The organism is Lentzea sp. NPDC004782 (assembly GCF_040609115.1).
Classification (GTDB): Bacteria; Actinomycetota; Actinomycetes; order Mycobacteriales; family Pseudonocardiaceae; genus Lentzea.
The window spans coordinates 1-16,552 of the sequence record NZ_JBEXJN010000106.1; the positions used below are offsets into that span (position 1 = coordinate 1).

Consider the following 16,552-nt stretch of genomic DNA (forward strand, 5'->3'; position numbering starts at 1 on the left):
ACGGGATGTGCCAGGGGCATCGCGTTGCGGGTGTAGAGCACACGACCGACACGCGCGGTCCTGAGCACCTCCCAGCACTCGGCCTCCGAGAGCTCAACCCCGGTCTTCGTCAACATCGCTGCCCCCTAACGAAGTTCAACGTGCGCAATACGAGCATGGCCCTCGTCGCCGCCCGGCGACGGAGCACTAGGCCCCCATCTCACTGGGCTGATCGTCGGCGGCTGAGCACAACGGTCTGGTCAGAACAGGTCCACAGTCCCTGGTCGAAGATCAGTCCTGGCTGGATCGTGGAACACGTGACCGTTCACGTTCCCGGGCAACACCGGTGGGAATCGCCACCACAGCCGACGATCCACCTGCACCTCGGCAGGGGAGCGGCTGCCGACTGGTTCTCCCCGCTGCTGCGCCGGATGCGCGCACTCGCGGTCGCCGAGTTCCCGGCCGCGGACACCGTCGATCTGACGATCAGCCGCATGCCGCATCCGGCGATGCCTGACGCGGTGCTTGCGGACGTGACCGCCCTCTTGCCGGATGGCGTCCATCGAGTCCGTGGGGTGGGGCGCACGCCTCAAGCCGCGGTCGACCGGGTGCAAGCGCATCTGGCCGCCCAGGAGTGACGACGCGACCGTTGTTCCGCATACCGCGTCCGTCCGGGCCGTGTGAGATCGGCACGATCACGCACCACTGGGTGGACACCGACCGGCCTGACGTCTTCACCGCCGATCCCGACGACCACCGCGAGCTGGTCGTGCAGATCTGGTACCCGGCAACACGTCCAGCATCGGCCACGCCGGCTCCGTACGTTCCCGACGCCGACGTTCTCGCGCCGCTGGCGAAGCTGCTCCGACTGCCGCGTTTCGTCTTGCGGTGCCTCAAGTACGTCTCCACGAACGCCGTCGCGTCCGCGCCGGTGGCGTGCGATGAGCCGAGCTTCCCGGTGCTGATCTTCTCGCCCGGCCGGGGCGGCTACCGGCAGCACAACACCTGGCAGGTCGAAGAACTGGTGTCGCACGGCTACGTCGTCGCGGCCATCGACCACCCGCACGCGGCAGCCGGCGTGCGGTTCCCGGACGGACGGCTCGTGACGTTCGACTCCCGCATGCTCGACCACGACTTCGTCGACACCGCGGTCCCGTTCCTCGCTCAGGACGCTGTCTTCGCGCTCGACCGGCTGACCGCGCTGAACCACGCCGACCCGACCGGATTCCTCACCGGACGACTGGACCTGTCCCGCGCGGGCATCTTCGGGCTGTCGCTCGGCGGCGCGGTCGCCGCCGAAGCCTGCCGACAGGAATCCCGTTTCCGCGCCTGCCTCCCGATGGACGTCTGGATGCCGTTGAGCGTGGTCCGAACAGGCTTGTCCCAGCCCACGATGTGGATCACCCGCGATGCCGCGACGATGCGGCGCGAGGGCTGGTCGCAGGCGGACATCGACCGGACCCTCACCACCATCCGCGCCGTGTTCGACACCACGCCCGGCGACGCGTACCTCGTGCAGGTGCCCGACATGTACCACCAGGACTTCTCCGACGCACCACTGCTGTCCCCGCTCACCCGCTGGCTCGGCCTCACGGGACCGATCGACAAGCACCGGGCGCACGACATCGTGACCGCCTGCTCGCTGGCGTTCTTCGACCGCCATCTCAAGGACCAGCGGGCCGCGTTCGACGGCTTGACCGAGCGCTGTCCCGAAGTGCTCCTCGAAACCGGCTGACGGTGCCGCAGGCCTTCAGCCTTCGACCAGCCCCGCAGCGAGCAGCACCACTCCGGCTGAACCGATCAGTGCCGTGATGGAGGCGGCTCTGGCGGCGTGAGGTCGTTGTTGGGCCTGAGCGACGCCGTGCACGGCAGTGGCCACCATGACCACGACGAACAGCAGCAGCTTCGCCGCGAGGACCCGGCCGTAACCGGGCTGCAGGAGCGAGGCCCACGTGACGCCGTGCCGGCCGGCCAGCAGGATGCCGGTGGTGATCTGGACGGGCAGGAACACCGTCGCGGTGATGACCGCGAACCGCTTGCCCACCGCCCGCAGCACGTCGGCTCGATCGGCCGGGGTGAGCGCCCGGCGCGCGGGCGGCAGGACGACGAGGGTGATGGTCAGCTGCCCGCCCACCCAGATGATGGCGCCGAGGACGTGGAGGAACCGGACGACGGTCCAGATGTCGATCACTGGTGCTCCGTGACGGTGAAGAGGCCGTGGGCGCCGTTCTCGGCGTGACGCATGTCGTGATCGACGAAGGGGTAATGGCCGGGTTCGGGGAAGGTGAGCTCGACGAACCCGCCCTGGGCCGGCGCCAGATCCAGCACCTGGGCGCCCCCGGCGGCGTCCGGCGGGCGGAGCAGCCAGGCCCCTTCCCGGTAGACGGTGTCGAACTGGGCACCGACGACGTGGAACGCGGTGGTGTCGCCGGGACCGGCGTTGACCACCCAGATCCGCACGCGCTCGCCGGTGCGGGCGGTGAGCGGGGCGTGGTCGTACTGGGCGGCCATGCCGTTGAACGTCCAGCCGTCGGGCCGTCCCGCGCGGATGTTGCCGACCTGTGCGTCGCTGCCCGGTGCGCCGAGGAACAACTGGGAGCTCACGAGGAGGTACTCGCGATCCGCTGAAGGCAGTTCGGGCGGGTCGATGATCACCGCGCCGTACATGCCGTTGGCGATGTGCTGGGACATCGGCATCGTGCTGCAGTGGTAGAGCCACGCCCCGGCACGGTGCGCGGTGAACCGGTAGACCAGGCGTTCGCCGGGGGCGATGGTGCGCATCGGGCCGTCCGGGGCGAGGGCTCCGGCGTGGAAGTCGATGCCGTGGCCCATCGTGGTGTCGTTGACCAGGGTGATCTCGAACTGGTCGCCGACCCGGCCGCGCAGCGCGGGACCGGGTGCGGTTCCGGCGAAGGTCCAACGTCGTTCCCGTCGTCCTGGAGCGACCTCCAGGTCTTGTTCGGTGACCCGCAGTTCGACGCGATGCGTTGTGCCGCCTGCCGGAGCCAGCGCGGCATCGCGTGACTTCCATCCGGGCGAGGGACTTGCGGCGAGGTCGAGCGCGGGCGCGGTCTCGTGACTGTCCTGTTCGGACGGTTCGTGCCGGTGGCCGCCGTCGGTCCGGATGGTCATCATCATGCCTGCGGCGCGGTGTCCGGCCACCGTGCACCACGCACGCCTGTCGCCGCGAACCTGTCCAACGTCCAGCAGCGCGGTCTCACCCCGGGCGAGCCGCGGTGTGCTCCCTCCGCTGTCCAGGCGCAGATCGTGCGGCATGGCCTCCTGATTGGTCACGCGCAACACCAGACGCGTGCCGTCCGGCACGGTGACCGCGTCCGGCCGCACCCGCATCCCGCTCAGCGTCACGTCAACGGTGCGCGCCCCGTCCGGTACAGCGGACGTGGTGCTGTGCCCGCTGCCGGCCAGCGCCACGGCGACCACCACAACGACCAGCCCTGCCAGAACGCCTGTGGTGGTACCTCGGGGTTGCACCTGGCCGGGGTCGGACGTGAGCGCACGGTTCCGCGCCGCCGGGACCGCCACCCGCAGAGCCAGGACGACGAAGGCCGCGACGCTGACGGCCGCGAGCGCCCAGCCGATCTGGGGCACGGGAGCCGGCAGGCGGAAAGCGACCAGGGGGACCGCGATGTTGGTCGCGAGGGCCCTCGACTGCCAGCCGCGGGCGAGGACGTCCGCGATGGCCTTGTGTTCGGCCGGCCCACGACCCAGCACGACCGGCAGCAACCAGGTCAACGCGCCGATGAGCACCTGAGCGGTGAAGCCCACCGCCAGGACCGGCAGGACGGTGCCGATCACCTCGGGCAGGTCCTCGACCGTCCCGGCGAGCAGCAAGCGGACGGCGTCGAGCAGCACGGCGGTACCGAGCCATCCCGTGCCGGCCGCGAGCATCCACGCCGCAGCTCCGCGCGGGCGGCTCCACAGTGCAGTGATGGCGACGGCGATTCCCGCCGCGTAGCCGAGCAGACCGGCCGCGGTCACCCACACGTTCGCGGCGAGCACGCCGCCGGTGGCGAGCGCCAGCCCTCCCGCCAGCACCGGCAGCGCACGACGGGCGGCCGTGATGGTGCCCTGCCGGATCCGCGAGCCGGTCGTGGTGGGCCAGAGGGTGAACAGCGTGCCCAGCACCGACAACCCGATCCAGCCCAGCAAGGTGAGGTGCGCGTGCGCGGCCCACAGCCGGGCGTACCAGTGGGCGGCGCCGACCGCCAGACCGGCACCGGACACCGCGCCCGCGACCAGCGCGGCGCTCGCGGTGCCGTAGAAGCCGGTCAGGTAGCCGAAACGGCCCGGCAGCGCCGTCTTCCTCAGCCGTAGCAGGTGGACGGTGTGCACGGTGGCGATCACGGCCACCGCCGCCCCTCCGATGCCGGCGAGCACCGCCACGTCGGTCGTGACTCCCACGAGCGCGACGAGAACGAACAGATTCAGTGCCGACAGTCCGAACGCGAGCCTGCGCGGTGACGGCCCGGGGACTCGGCACAACGTCACGACGAAGTGCTCCGACCAGATCACGATCGCGTTGGTGACCGCTCCGAGCAGCAGGGCGTGCAGCGCCGCCCAGACCGGCACGCGGAACGCGTCGTGCAGGGCCAGCAGCATCACGGCCAGTGCCAGCCAGGCGAGCACCACGACGTTGGCCCACACGAACACCCGCCCGCGCATCACGTGTCCACGCGCAGGCGTGCTGTCTTCCTTCACGCCGTCCAGGGAACTCACTCGTCGTCGCGTCGAGTAGGGACGTTGGTCCTGTCGGGCAGTGGGCCCTCGCCCCTGAGGGGAGGACCACGAGTGGTTGACGCTGAACGCGAGCCCTCCGGACCGGTGGGCCGACACGACCACGCGGATGACGAGCTGAGAAGCCGATGACTTCACACCGGATTGCCGACAGGACAGTCGCACCCGAACGGCAGACACCGCCGCCACCACCTACCTCAGGGCATCGGGCGTTGATGCTGAGCCTGGCCACGGCGGGGTTCGCGATCAACTTCTGGGCGTGGGCGCTGCTGAGCCCGCTCGGTCCGCGGTTCAAGGACTCGCTGGGATTGAGCGCGTTCCAGCAGGCCCTGCTGGTCGCCGTCCCGGTGGTGGTCGGTTCGCTCGGGCGGATCCCCGTGGGAGCGCTCACCGACCGCTTCGGCGGCCGGGCGATGTTCCCGGCGATCTCGCTGATCACGATCGTGCCGGTGCTGTTCCTCGGCCTCGCCGGGCACTCCTCGCTCGCCGCACTGCTGATCGGCGGGTTCTTCCTCGGGCTGGGCGGCACGGCGTTCGCCGTCGGGGTGCCGTTCGTCAACGCCTGGTTCCCGCCCCAGCGGCGCGGGCTGGCGATCGGGATCTTCGGCGCGGGCATGGGTGGCACCGCGATCAGTGCGCTGACCACCGTCCGGCTGGTCGGCTCCGGCGGGGTCGCGACGCCGTTCGTCGTCACAGCGGTGGTGCTGGCGGTCTACGCGGTCCTCGCGGCGCTGTTGTTGCGCGACGCCCCGGGACGGGCGGTGCCCACCGAGTCGGTGACGCGCCGCCTGCTGGACACCGCGCGGCTGCCGGTGACCTGGCAGGCGTCGCTGCTGTACGCGGTGGCGTTCGGCGGGTACGTCGCGTTCTCGGTCTACCTGCCCGCTTACCTGAAGACCGCCTACGGACTGACGCAGGCCGACGCGGCGAACCGAATGGCCGGGTTCGTGCTGCTCGCGGTGCTGATGCGGCCGGTCGGCGGCTGGCTGTCCGACCGGGTCGGCCCGGTGCGGGTGCTGGCGGCAGCGCTGGGCGTCGTCACCACCGGGGCCGCGGTGCAGGCGTTCACCCCGTCGTTGATGCCGCTGGGCACGATCGCGTTCCTGTCGATGGCGGCCGCGCTCGGTGCGGGCAGCGGCGCGGTGTTCGCTCTGGTCGCGCTGCTCGCGCCGGGGACCAAGGTCGGCTCGGTGACCGGCGTGGTCGGTGCCGCGGGCGGCCTGGGCGGGTTCGTGCCGCCGCTGGTCATGGGCGCCCTCTACGGCGCCTTCGACTCCTACGCGCTCGGACTGGCGGCACTGGCCGTGGTCGCCGCGGGCACGCTGGCCTTCACCGCGACCGTCGTGCGGCGCTCGCTGCACGACGCCGAATCCGCGAGGTCGTGACATGTGTGAGTACTGCGGATGTCAGGCACTGTCCGCGATCGCGGAACTCACCGCGGAACACGACCACGTCGTCAACCTGATCAGCCGGGTGCGTGCCGCACACACCGCCGGTGAGATCGCCGCGATGGCGTGGCTGGCCGTCCAGATCTCGGCGGTGCTCGGCCCGCACACCGCCGTGGAGGAGGAAGGCCTGTTCCCGCCGCTGGCCGTCGAGTTCCCCGGCCACGTCGCCGACCTGACCGCCCAGCACCGGCACATCGAGGGTGTCCTCGGTGAGGCCGCCGACGGCCCGCCCGCCGACCCGTCCTGGCCTGAGCGGCTGCTGGCCGCCCTGCACCTGCTGCGTGACCACATCCTCGCCGAGCAGGACGGCGTGTTCCCCGCCGCGCTGGCCGCCCTCGACGCCGCTGACTGGGACGTCATCGACACGGTGCGAGCCCGCGTGGGCAGCGCGATGCTCCTGCCCGATCACGTCCGGTAGCGCGCACCGCGCCGCATCCTCGCCGACCGCCGTCGGGGCCGAGGTGGTCCTGTCGATCAACCTGCCGCGGATTGCCGGGAGGAACCGACACGTGAGCACCGCAACCGAGCCGCCCACCGGCAACCCCGGTCTGGACGACGACCCGCGCGCGCTGCACCAGATCGGCGGCAGGCAGGCCGATGAGTTCGACCGGGACCACTGGAGTCACGACAAGGTCGTCCGTTCGACGCACGGCGTGAAACGCACGGGCGTCACGCTCATCGCGCTCGCCGTGATCACAGGGACGGTCCGGCTGCACACCCACGACGACGAGCGGGTCCTCGACAGCGGCCAGCTCGCGGTCGTCCTGCTCACCGTCGCACTCCGTTGATCTGGGATCAGGCGGAGGTGCCGACGGTGGAGTGCAGGCGTCGTCCGGTGACCTTCTCCGTCTGGATGCGGACGAAGTGGTCGCGCCGTCCGTCCACCCACGGCTGCAGCCACGTTCCGGAGATCTCCGTGAGCTCGGCGATGTCGGTGATCAGGCTCGCGTGACCGACCACCGTCACGCTCCACCCGGTGCGCAGGTCCGGGTCGAGCTCGTCGGCCTGGAAGGCGACGACGGAGTTCCCGGTCGCGGCGGCGAGCTTTCCTCCGCCGGCCACCCGGATCACCACCTGCCCCTGATGCATCCGGAAGTTGACCGGTTGCACCGCAGGCAGCGCGTCCTCGGTGAAGACCAGCCGCCCGACCCGCACGGTCTGCAGCAACGCCAGGCACACGTCGAGCTCCAGGAGCTCGAGCTGTTGCCGATCTGACACGACGACTCCCGGGAACGAGGGACAACGGTTCCAGCATCGAGGATGAGCGCCGGCGCCGCGGCCCGCGCAGTGCCAGAGGTCCCGTGACGCGGGAGCCGGTCGGCATCACCGCTTCCAGCGACCATCATGGAGACTGTCCACCAGATCTTCGTGGAGGAGGCGGGCGTGACCGAGCACGGCAGGAAACCCGACCCGCCTTCCAGCCCTGCCGACCCGCTCCGGCTTCCCGGCACCGCCCGCACCGAACGGCTGTGGGCCCTGCTGCGGGCCGGCCATCTGGTGGCCTCCCACGTCGAGCTGCCCGTGGTGCTGCGCCACATCGTCGACGCGGCGAAAGACCTCGTCGACGCCAGGTATGCCGCGCTGGGAGTGCTCGGGCCGGACAAGGTCGTGCAGGAGTTCGTGCACAGCGGTGCCGACGACGACGCGGCGCTCGAGATCGGGCACCCGCCGCACGGCGAGGGCATCCTCGGGCTGCTGATCACCGAGCCACGGCCGATCCGGCTGGCCGACCTCACCTCGCACCCCGCCTCCGCCGGTTTCCCGCCCGGCCATCCACCGATGCGGTCCTTCCTCGGCGTCCCGATCCTCATCCGCGGCCAGGCCTTCGGAAACCTCTACCTGGCGGAGAAGACGGGTGGTCACGAGTTCAGCGCCGAGGACGAGGCGCTGGTCGAGTCGCTCGCCGGGTTCGCCGCAGTCGCCGTCGACAACGCGAGGCTCTACGCCGAGGCTCAGCGCCGTGCCGCGTGGCAGCACGCCAGCGTCGAGATCACCGCCGCACTGCTGGCCGGCACCGACACCGACGACGTGCTGCACCTGATCGCCGACCACGCGCGCACCGTCGCCGACGCCGACATCGCCGCCGTCATCGTGCCCACCCACGATCCCGCTGTGCTGAGCGTCCGGGCAGCCGCCGGACAGCACGCGGGCGAACTCCTCGGACAGGAGATGCCCGCGGCGGAATCACTGTCCGGACTGACCATGTCCAGCGCACAACCGCTGCTCAGCGACAACATCGCCGCGGACGCACGCCGTCACGTCCCCGACGCACCCTGGTCCGCCCACCTCGGCGCGGGAATGACCGCCCCGCTCGTGGCACCCGGCGAAACCCCGACCGGTGTGCTGATCGTCGCCAACCGTCCCGGCGGCCGTGGTTTCGACCAGCGCGACCTGGACCTGCTCGCCTCGTTCGCCTCCCAGGCCGCGCTGGCCCAGCGCCTCGCCCTGCACCGCGCCGACGCCGAGACGCTGCAACTGCTGGAGGACCGCGACCGCATCGGCCGCGACCTGCACGACCACGTGATCCAGGAGCTCTTCGCGGCCGGCCTGTCCCTGCACAGCGTCGCCACCACCGCGACCACCGACCAACGACGACGGCTCCTGACCGTGGTGGGCAAGCTGGACAAGGTGGTCGGCGACATCCGGACGACGATCTTCAACCTGCAGACACCACGCACAGCCGACGAGCCACCGAGTCTGCGACTTCAGCTCACCGACGTCATCCACGACGCCACCGAGCCACTCGGCTTCACCCCGGCCCTGCGGTTCGACGGCCCGCTGGACACCCTCGTGCCCGACGACATCGCCGCGGACCTGATCGCCGTCGTCCGCGAAGCCCTGTCCAACACCGCCCGCCACGCCCGTGCCACCACCGCGACGGTGGACATCTCCGCGACCCCCGACGCGGTCACCGCCCGCATCGAGGACGACGGCCGCGGCATCGGCGACACCACCCGCCGCAGCGGCCTGGCCAACCTCCGCACCCGCGCGGAAAAGCACGGCGGAACGCTCACCACCGACAGCGTGCCGCCTCGGGGCACCACCCTGATCTGGCGCGTGCCGCTCTCCCCCTGAACCGGTCGGTCGACCGGCGCTCGCGAAAGGCTCCGCCAGCCGTCCGAGAACCTCCTCAGGGCCCCGTTCGGTACCGTCGCGCATCTGCCGAGCGTGGTGGATCAGCGCCTGGCTGGTGGATCCGGGCAGCAGGCCGCGTCCCCGTGTGCCGACCACGATCAGCTGTGCGTTCGCGGACTGCTGGACCGGGCCGCACAGCGCAGATCGACGACTGGCGCGACGGCCAACGCGGTGTCCACCGCCACGACCACGTCGGCTGCTGCGCTGGTCAACGCCCGTATCACCTGCCACCCCCCGGCGACACGCTGATCAGAATCAGCAGAGCCGCGCCGCAACCAGGTAGCCGCTTCGACGTGCCGTTGTGCGGGACCTGCGTGCCGTGCCGGTCACAACGACCTCCTGTATCGGTTGCTCGTCAACGAAGCGGCCACTCCACCTCCGCGAACCAGGGACCGCTGACCCAGACGACTGACGCCGCGCGCCGGTAGGTCCTGGGATCCCACGACTTGATGCCGAGCAGCACGAGGTCGGTGCCGGCGAGGAGGTCACCCGTCGCGCCACCGCCCAGCACGGAATCCGGGCCAGGCCGTGGTTGCCGCGCATTCGGTGGCGGTGGTCACCGGGTCAGCACCACCTTGAGGGCACCGGTGTCGCCGGCGTTCTCGAACACCTCGTAGGCCTGCTCCATCTCATCCAGTGCGAAGCGGTGCGTGATGAACCGCTCGCCGTCGATCCGGCCGGCCGCGACCATGCGCAGCAGTGTCGGCGTCGAGCTGGTGTCGACCAGGCCGGTGGTGATGGTGACGTTGCGGATCCAGAGTTCTTCCAGGTGCAGGGTGGCGGGTTTGCCGTGCACGCCGACGTTCGCGACGTGCCCGCCCGGCCGTACGAGCTTCGCGCACAGCTCGAAGGTCGCCGGCACACCGACCGCCTCGATCGCGACATCCGCGCCGAGCCCACCGGTCAGCTCACCGACGATCCGCTCCGCGTCCTCCGCGGTGGCCGCGGTGACGTCCGCGCCGAACTGTTCGGCAGCGTCGAGCCGGGAGGCCGCGAGGTCGACCGCGACGATGTGGCCGGGGCTGTACAGCTGCGCCGTCTGGATCGCGGCGAGGCCGATCGGTCCCGCGCCGACGATCACCACCGTGTCCGCCGGCTTGATCTGTCCATTGAGGACACCAACCTCGTAGGAGGTGGGCAGGATGTCGGCCAGCACGACCGCGGCGGTGTCGGTGACGTCGTCGGGCAGCAGGTGGGTCGAGGTGTCCGCGAACGGCACGCGCACGTACTCGGCCTGCACGCCGTCCGTTGTGTGGCCGAGGATCCAGCCACCGCCGCCGAGACACTGGCCGTAGCTACCGGTGCGGCAGTACCGGCAACGGCCGCAGGACGTGATGCACGAGATCAGGACGCGGTCGCCGGGCTCGACCCCGGTCACCGAGGCACCGACCTGCTCCACGACACCGACCGCCTCGTGTCCGAGTATCCGGCCCTGCTCGACCTCGGGCACGTCGCCCTTGAGGATGTGCAGGTCCGTCCCGCAGATCGTGACCGCTGTGACGCGGACGATCGCGTCGGTCGGGTCCTTGATCTCGGGCTTGGGAACGTCCTCCCACGCACGCTTGCCAGGACCGTGGTAGACCAGCGCCTTCATCGGGATTCCCCTTCGTCGGTCCGTCGTTTCCCAGACTTGCCGGTGCGTTGGTGCGCGGCGCAGAGCCCGTGGTCCCCAGCGACGGGGACCTTCGAATCTCCTGCGTCGCAGCGCGGCGGACCTAGCGTCGGTGTGGGCGATACGTGAAGGCGGGAGACGTCATGGAGGCACGACGGATCGACCGACTGGGCCGGGCACGGCTGGTGTCCGTGGTCGTCGCGGCGTTGATGACTGTCTCGTCGGTGGTGGGGCTGTGGAAGCCGGGCCTCTACCAGGACCCGCTCGAGGTGGCCGCGGAGCTGCGCGCCTACGACCTGGTCACGCTGGCGCTGGCGGTGCCGCTGCTGGTGGGCTCGCTGGTGATGTCGCGGCGTGGATCCGTTGGCGCGCAACTGACCTGGCTCGGCGTGCTGATGTACGCGAGCTACAACTACGCGATTTACGTCTTCGGGTCCGCGTTCAACGACATGTTCCTCGTGCACACGGCGGTCCTGCCCCTGTCTGCCGGGGCTGCGGTGCTCTTGCTGCTGAACGTGGACGCCGCCGCTGTGCGCGGGAGATTCAGGCCGGGGACACCGGCGCGGTCGATCAGCGCGGTGCTGCTGCTCGTCGGTGTGAGCTTGGCGGGAATGTGGGTGTTCCACTCCCTGCGCTTCGCCTTCACCGGGGCACCGCCGGGGGAGAGCGAACTGGTGCTCCCGATGCAGGCGGTGCACCTGGCGTACGCCCTGGATCTGGTCTTGTTCGTGCCGGGCTGTGCACTGGCGTCGATCCTGTTGTGGCGCCGCAACTCCTGGGGATACGTGCTCGCGACCGCGGTGCTCGTCTTCGGCGCGCTGTACCAGGTGAACTACGTGGTGGCCCTCGTGTTCCAGGCCGAGGCCGGGGTGCCGGGAGCGCCGGGATTCGATCCGGCCGAGCCGTTGGTCGCCGGGGTGTTCCTGGCGGCGGTCGTGATCATGGGTGTCAGCCTGCGTCCCGCGGTCCGACGGTCAGGAAACCCGGTCGCTGTGCGGAAATGAGTGAGGTGGCGATGATGAGGCAAGCACTCGTCGTGTTCGAGTCGATGTTCGGCAACACCGAATTGGTCGCCGAGGCGGTGGCTGAGGGCCTGCGAACCGGGATGACCGTCGACGTGGTGGCGGTGGGTTCGGCCCCGCCCGTGCTCGGTGACGAGGTCGAGCTGCTGGTGGTCGGCGGTCCGACGCACGCGTTCAGCATGAGCAGGCCGAGCACGCGCGCCGACGCGGCCAAGCAGGGAGCCGACGCCGCCACGGCCACCGGCCCGGGGTTGCGTGAATGGGTCGACCAGGTGGGCAAGGGATCGGCACGTCCTGCGGTCGTCGCGTTCGACACGAAGGTCAAACGACCGAGGTTGCCCGGTTCTGCCGCCCGCGCTGCGCTCACGCGGCTACGACGAGCTGGATTCCGGGCGCTCACCTCGGCCGAGAACTTCTACGTCGACGGCACGAAAGGCCCTTTGGTGGACGGTGAGCTCGACCGCGCTCGGGACTGGGGCGCGAAGTGCGCCACCGAGGTGGTGTGACGGTCACCCGGTGTGTTCTCAGCTGGGTCAACTCCTGACGCGCCGGTTTCCGCGTTGTGCTTCGCAGTGCGCCTGGGCCGAACCGGTCGGCGAGTAGCGGGGACGGCAACGCGGCCATGGTGTTCGTCCAGCACCGGTTGACGCACCTGGAGAGCCGCAGCCTTTGCGGCGGTACCGCTGTCGTGCCGCTCGCCGGAACCGGTGCTGATCTAACGGAGCACGTGCTCGCCGGAGTCCATCAGCAGTTCCGAGACGGGACGTCGTGGCGTGGGAGGGACCGGTGTGCTGTACCCGATGCGCAGCACTGTCTGCGGCACGAGAACCCCGCCCAGCGCTCGTCGCAGATCCTCCCGCACCCGAGGCACCTCGATCGGCTGGGACAGGAACGATGCGGACAACCCGTGCACGGTGGCGGTGAGCAGGACGCGCTGCATCGCCTGCCCGGCCTGCAGGTCGCCGAGCGGGCTGTCGTAGTGCGAGCACAGGACCACCACGAGCGGGTCGGACTCGCAGTCCTTGCCGAGGTGGCGTTCGGAGCCCTGGAAGTCGCGGAACGCCCACTCGTCCTGCATCGCCGGTCGTACCCCGGTCGACGCCGGTGGCACGCCGTCGCCGGTGCCGGGGCGGTGGCCGGTGTAGGCGGCGAGCTCGGCCTGCACGGCGCGATCGGCGAGCTGGATCTCATGCGCCCTGTGGACGAGCTGCTGCAGCTGCGCGCGGTCCTCCGGCGTGGTGACGACGTGCAGCCAGGACCGCTCCAGTTCGGCGGCCCTGACCAGGACGTGGCGCTGGCGGGGGTCGACGGGGGCATCGAGGAACGGCCTGCGGTTCGTGCGACGGTGTGGCACCGCGCCGAGCAGCCTGCGGCCCTCGTCGTCGATCTTGATCGTGCCGCCGCGCCGCACCACCGCGAGGGCTCCGGGAGCGTCCTTGCCGGGCAGCATCGTCACCAGGGGACGTACGCCCGTGCTCTGCAGCGCGAGGCGCAGGTTGTACAGCGCCGCGCCGCAGGAGAGCCGCAGTTCGCGGGTCTCGGGGTCCGTAGCCGACAGCGCCCGGGAGGTGTCGGGGTGGAGCTCGATCCGGTCTGGCGCGATCTTGAACCGCCAGGGCTGGGTGTTGTGCACGGACGGCGCGAGCGAGGCCGAGGTGAGCACGCGCTCGACCTGTTCCGTTGTCAGCCCCAGCGCCGTCGTGACTTCGGTCATTCCTTCACCTCGTGGTTTTGCATCGTGGAACATCGGTACCCGCACTGTCCGTGCTGCCGGCCGCTGTTCCCACGTTCGAAGGTCCCGACCTCTCAGGGATTGCTTGGCCGCCTCGCGCGCCCCGTGACAAGGTTGATCCATGGGAGGACCGGACGAGACACCGTCGCACAGCCTGCTCGGCGGGTTGCGGCTGGACGAGCTGCTGGACGAGATGCGCGACCGGCTCGCGGAGATCGGGTCGACCAGGGACAAGACGCAGAGCCTGCTCGACGCCGTGCTCGCCGTCGGCGCCGGCCTGGAGCTGGACTCCACCCTCCAACGCATCGTCCAGGCCGCCGTTGAACTCGTGGGCGCCCGGTACGGCGCGCTGGGCGTGCTCGGCTCGCGGCACAACCTCTCGCAGTTCGTCTACGTCGGCATCGACCCGGGCACGCGGGCCACGATGGGGCACCTGCCGCAGGGCAAGGGCCTGCTCGGGCTGCTCATCAAGGAGCCGAGGGCGATCCGGTTGCACGACCTCACCGAGCATTCGGCGTCGGTCGGTTTCCCTCCCAACCACCCGCCGATGCACAGCTTCCTCGGTACCCCCGTGCGTGTGCGGGACGAGGTGTTCGGCAACCTCTACATGACCGAGAAGACCGACGGCGGCGACTTCACCGCCGACGACGAGGTCGTGCTGGCAGCGCTGGCCGCGGCGGCCGGTGTGGCGGTGGAGAACGCCAGGCTGTTCGAACAGTCGCGCATGCGCGAACGGTGGCTGGAGGCGACCGCGGAGATCAACGCTCAACTGCTCGCCGGTGCGTCGGCGGAGGACGCCCTGCGACTGATCGCGCAGCGCGTCGCCGAGCTGTCGTCTGCCTTGTGGGCGGTGGTGCTGCTGGCCAACGGTGGCGTGGTGCGCAGGTTGGCGCAGGCAGGCGACGATTCTGCTCCCGCGGAGTTCACCACGGACCTGCCGTTGCTGGCGGAGGTGCTGGAGACCGGCGCACCCGCACTGACCGAGGACGTGCAGGGTCAGCTCGGCGAACTGCCCGTGCAGCCGGGCTCGGCGGCCGTGCTGCCGTTGCGGGCAGGCGCGACGGTGACCGGGGCGCTGGTGGTGGTCCGGGAAAAGGCCGCACCCGCGTTCGGGGCGGATCTCATGCCCCTGCTGGCCTCGTTCGCCGACCAGGCGGTGGTGGCGATGGAGTTCGCGGAGAACCAGCAGGCTCGCCGCCTGATCGACGTGCTGGAGGACCGCGACCGCATCGCCCGCGACCTGCACGACCACGTGATCCAGCGGCTCTTCGCCACCGGCATGAGCCTGCAGGGCGCACTGACCTGGGTAAACCACCCCGAAGCCAAACGCAGGGTGCAGAAGGCCGTGGGCCAGCTCGATCAGACGGTGCTGGAGATCCGCACGTCGATCTTCGACCTGCAGACCGCCGCCGACGACACGGGGCTGCGCCGCCGATTGCTCGACGTCGTCGCCGAACTCACGGAGAACTCCGAGGTCAGCCCAGCTGTGCGAATGTCGGGCACGATCGACAACCTGGTGCCGGACCACATCGCGGAGCACGCGGAAGCGGTCGTTCGCGAGACCGTCAGCAACGCGCTGCGTCATGCACGCGCGACGGAGCTGACACTCACCGTCGAAGCCGGCGACACCTTGATCATCACAATGGTCGACAACGGGCTCGGCATGCCGCCGCACGTTGCACGCAGTGGGCTGCGGAACCTCGAACAACGCGCAGCCGGGCTCGGCGGCAGTCTGGTGATGGCGGACGAGCCCGACGGTGGCACGCGGGTCACCTGGCAGGTCCCGCTGAACTGACTCAGCCGTCCTCGTTCTGGTGGGCGGGAGGCTTCTGCAGCTGGGAGGCGAGCACGGCCGCCTGGGTGCGGCGTTCGAGGCCGAGCTTGGCGAGCAGGTGCGACACGTAGTTCTTCACGGTCTTCTTGGCGAGGAACATCTTCTCCGCGATCTGCCGGTTCATCAGACCCTGACCGATGTAGTCGAACACGGTCCGCTCCTGCTCGGCGAGCGACCCGACGGGGTCGCCCTGTTCACGTTCACGCCGGATCCGGTTGAGCAGTGCCGCGGTCGAGCGCGCGTCCAGCAGGGACTTCCCCTCGGCGACCGTTTTCACCGCCGCCGTGAGATCGGTGCAGACGATGCGCTTGAGCACGAAGCCGGAGGCACCGGCCATGATCGCGGCCGTGCTGGTGCTCGGTGCCGACGTCTTCGTCGGCAAGGCGACCTCGTCGGACATCGGGTTTGTTCGCGCCGACCACGACGGCTCCGGACCTGTCGGGCACCGAGCTCCCGACTTCACCGACCCGGTGACAAGGCGTCGATGACCGTGAAGGTCGTCCCCGCCGCGGGCGGGTGCGCACCAACATGGCGATCAACGGCATCCCTGGGGGCGAGAAGTGCCGGATCTTCGTCGTCTCGAAGGGCGGCAGCCGTCAGGAGGCGGCAACGATCCAAGCCTGACCGAGGGGTTGGACAAAGGGGATCGCCGGGTTGCGTGCGGTCCCTTTTGTTCTTTTGTTGAGCCGTTCCGTTGCGGGAACGGCCCTTTGCTTGCTACCGGGCACGGCGGCGAGTACGTTCGAGGCGCACGCAGATGGGGCGTGCGTGGTGTGCCTTGGGGGGCAAACACATCGCGCCCGCATTTGTGAACTGGGGGAGTTCGTGTTCATGGGCATGCGCTGGGCTGGGCCCGCGATATCGACACCTGTCGGTGCGGCGATCGCCGCACCACCATTGGCCGGATCGGCCTGATCCAGCGGTTTCCACCGCTGCGCAAAGCTTTTGAGACGTTCAACGCCCACGCGAGCCCGCGTGGGCGGTGAACGGCAACCAGCTACCCCCACTGGGGGTGCGGGATGATGTAGAGTTCGC

At 70.3% G+C, this 16,552-nt stretch carries 15 protein-coding genes and 2 pseudogenes; 9 read left to right on the forward strand and 8 right to left on the reverse strand.

Annotation, left to right across the window (positions count from 1 at the left end; genetic code table 11):
* Positions 1-296: 296 nt before the first annotated feature.
* The gene (locus ABZV40_RS44490; RefSeq protein ID WP_355456034.1) at positions 297-617 is read left to right on the forward strand and encodes a hypothetical protein; all 321 of its coding nucleotides are present in this window, start codon (positions 297-299) and stop codon (positions 615-617) included.
* Positions 618-628: 11 nt separating this feature from the next.
* Positions 629-1,714: a hypothetical protein gene (locus tag ABZV40_RS44495; RefSeq protein WP_355456036.1), complete on the forward strand. Its 1,086-nt coding sequence runs from the start codon at positions 629-631 to the stop codon at positions 1,712-1,714.
* A gap of 15 nt (positions 1,715-1,729) precedes the next feature.
* On the opposite strand, the gene ABZV40_RS44500 is transcribed toward ABZV40_RS44495, so the two are convergent.
* The gene (locus tag ABZV40_RS44500; protein WP_355456038.1) at positions 1,730-2,170 is read right to left on the reverse strand and encodes a hypothetical protein; all 441 of its coding nucleotides are present in this window, start codon (positions 2,168-2,170) and stop codon (positions 1,730-1,732) included.
* A complete protein-coding gene (locus tag ABZV40_RS44505) occupies positions 2,167-4,698 on the reverse strand; it encodes a multicopper oxidase domain-containing protein (RefSeq protein ID WP_355456040.1) in 2,532 nt (843 codons plus the stop codon). The genes ABZV40_RS44500 and ABZV40_RS44505 overlap by 4 nt, the downstream gene beginning before the upstream one ends.
* A gap of 251 nt (positions 4,699-4,949) precedes the next feature.
* Between ABZV40_RS44505 and ABZV40_RS44510 the strand changes: the two genes are divergently transcribed.
* The 3 genes from ABZV40_RS44510 to ABZV40_RS44520 all read left to right on the forward strand — a co-directional run bounded on the left by ABZV40_RS44510 (position 4,950) and on the right by ABZV40_RS44520 (position 6,970).
* Positions 4,950-6,119 carry an MFS transporter gene (locus ABZV40_RS44510; protein WP_355456042.1) on the forward strand — a complete coding sequence of 390 codons (1,170 nt, stop codon included), beginning with the start codon at positions 4,950-4,952 and terminating at the stop codon, positions 6,117-6,119.
* Position 6,120: 1 nt separating this feature from the next.
* Positions 6,121-6,600 (forward strand): hemerythrin domain-containing protein, encoded by a 480-nt coding sequence (locus tag ABZV40_RS44515; protein ID WP_355456044.1) that lies wholly within the window; start codon positions 6,121-6,123, stop codon positions 6,598-6,600.
* 91 nt (positions 6,601-6,691) lie between these two features.
* On the forward strand, positions 6,692-6,970 hold the full coding sequence (locus ABZV40_RS44520) for a hypothetical protein (RefSeq protein ID WP_355456046.1): 279 nt from the start codon (positions 6,692-6,694) through the stop codon (positions 6,968-6,970).
* Between the two features lie 7 nt (positions 6,971-6,977).
* Here the strand turns inward: ABZV40_RS44520 and ABZV40_RS44525 are convergent, their stop codons facing one another.
* Positions 6,978-7,400 (reverse strand): pyridoxamine 5'-phosphate oxidase family protein, encoded by a 423-nt coding sequence (locus ABZV40_RS44525; RefSeq protein WP_355456048.1) that lies wholly within the window; start codon positions 7,398-7,400, stop codon positions 6,978-6,980.
* A gap of 126 nt (positions 7,401-7,526) precedes the next feature.
* Here ABZV40_RS44525 and ABZV40_RS44530 point away from each other — a divergent pair, with 126 nt between their 5' ends.
* Positions 7,527-9,257: a GAF domain-containing sensor histidine kinase gene (locus ABZV40_RS44530; RefSeq protein WP_355456050.1), complete on the forward strand. Its 1,731-nt coding sequence runs from the start codon at positions 7,527-7,529 to the stop codon at positions 9,255-9,257.
* Positions 9,258-9,344: 87 nt separating this feature from the next.
* On the opposite strand, the pseudogene ABZV40_RS44535 reads toward ABZV40_RS44530, so the two are convergent.
* The 3 genes and pseudogenes from ABZV40_RS44535 to ABZV40_RS44545 form a co-directional block, all read right to left on the reverse strand.
* Positions 9,345-9,443: pseudogene (locus tag ABZV40_RS44535) on the reverse strand (universal stress protein); the annotation flags it as partial.
* Positions 9,444-9,672: 229 nt separating this feature from the next.
* Entirely contained in the window at positions 9,673-9,828 is a 156-nt protein-coding gene (locus tag ABZV40_RS44540; protein WP_355456052.1) for a hypothetical protein, read from the reverse strand.
* Between the two features lie 45 nt (positions 9,829-9,873).
* Positions 9,874-10,911 (reverse strand): zinc-dependent alcohol dehydrogenase family protein, encoded by a 1,038-nt coding sequence (locus ABZV40_RS44545; protein ID WP_355456054.1) that lies wholly within the window; start codon positions 10,909-10,911, stop codon positions 9,874-9,876.
* Positions 10,912-11,072: 161 nt separating this feature from the next.
* Here ABZV40_RS44545 and ABZV40_RS44550 point away from each other — a divergent pair, with 161 nt between their 5' ends.
* Together ABZV40_RS44550 and ABZV40_RS44555 are read left to right on the forward strand one after the other, a co-directional pair.
* Complete coding sequence (locus ABZV40_RS44550; protein ID WP_355456056.1) at positions 11,073-11,933, forward strand: hypothetical protein; 861 nt, start codon at positions 11,073-11,075, stop codon at positions 11,931-11,933.
* A 14-nt stretch (positions 11,934-11,947) separates the two neighbouring features.
* A complete protein-coding gene (locus ABZV40_RS44555) occupies positions 11,948-12,457 on the forward strand; it encodes a flavodoxin domain-containing protein (protein WP_355456058.1) in 510 nt (169 codons plus the stop codon).
* Between the two features lie 209 nt (positions 12,458-12,666).
* Here the strand turns inward: ABZV40_RS44555 and ABZV40_RS44560 are convergent, their stop codons facing one another.
* Positions 12,667-13,665: a nitroreductase family protein gene (locus ABZV40_RS44560; protein WP_355456060.1), complete on the reverse strand. Its 999-nt coding sequence runs from the start codon at positions 13,663-13,665 to the stop codon at positions 12,667-12,669.
* 139 nt (positions 13,666-13,804) lie between these two features.
* Between ABZV40_RS44560 and ABZV40_RS44565 the strand changes: the two genes are divergently transcribed.
* Positions 13,805-15,478: a GAF domain-containing protein gene (locus ABZV40_RS44565; RefSeq protein WP_355456062.1), complete on the forward strand. Its 1,674-nt coding sequence runs from the start codon at positions 13,805-13,807 to the stop codon at positions 15,476-15,478.
* Position 15,479: 1 nt separating this feature from the next.
* Here the strand turns inward: ABZV40_RS44565 and ABZV40_RS44570 are convergent.
* Positions 15,480-15,860 (reverse strand): annotated as a pseudogene (locus ABZV40_RS44570) (response regulator transcription factor); the annotation flags it as partial.
* Positions 15,861-16,552: the final 692 nt, after the last annotated feature.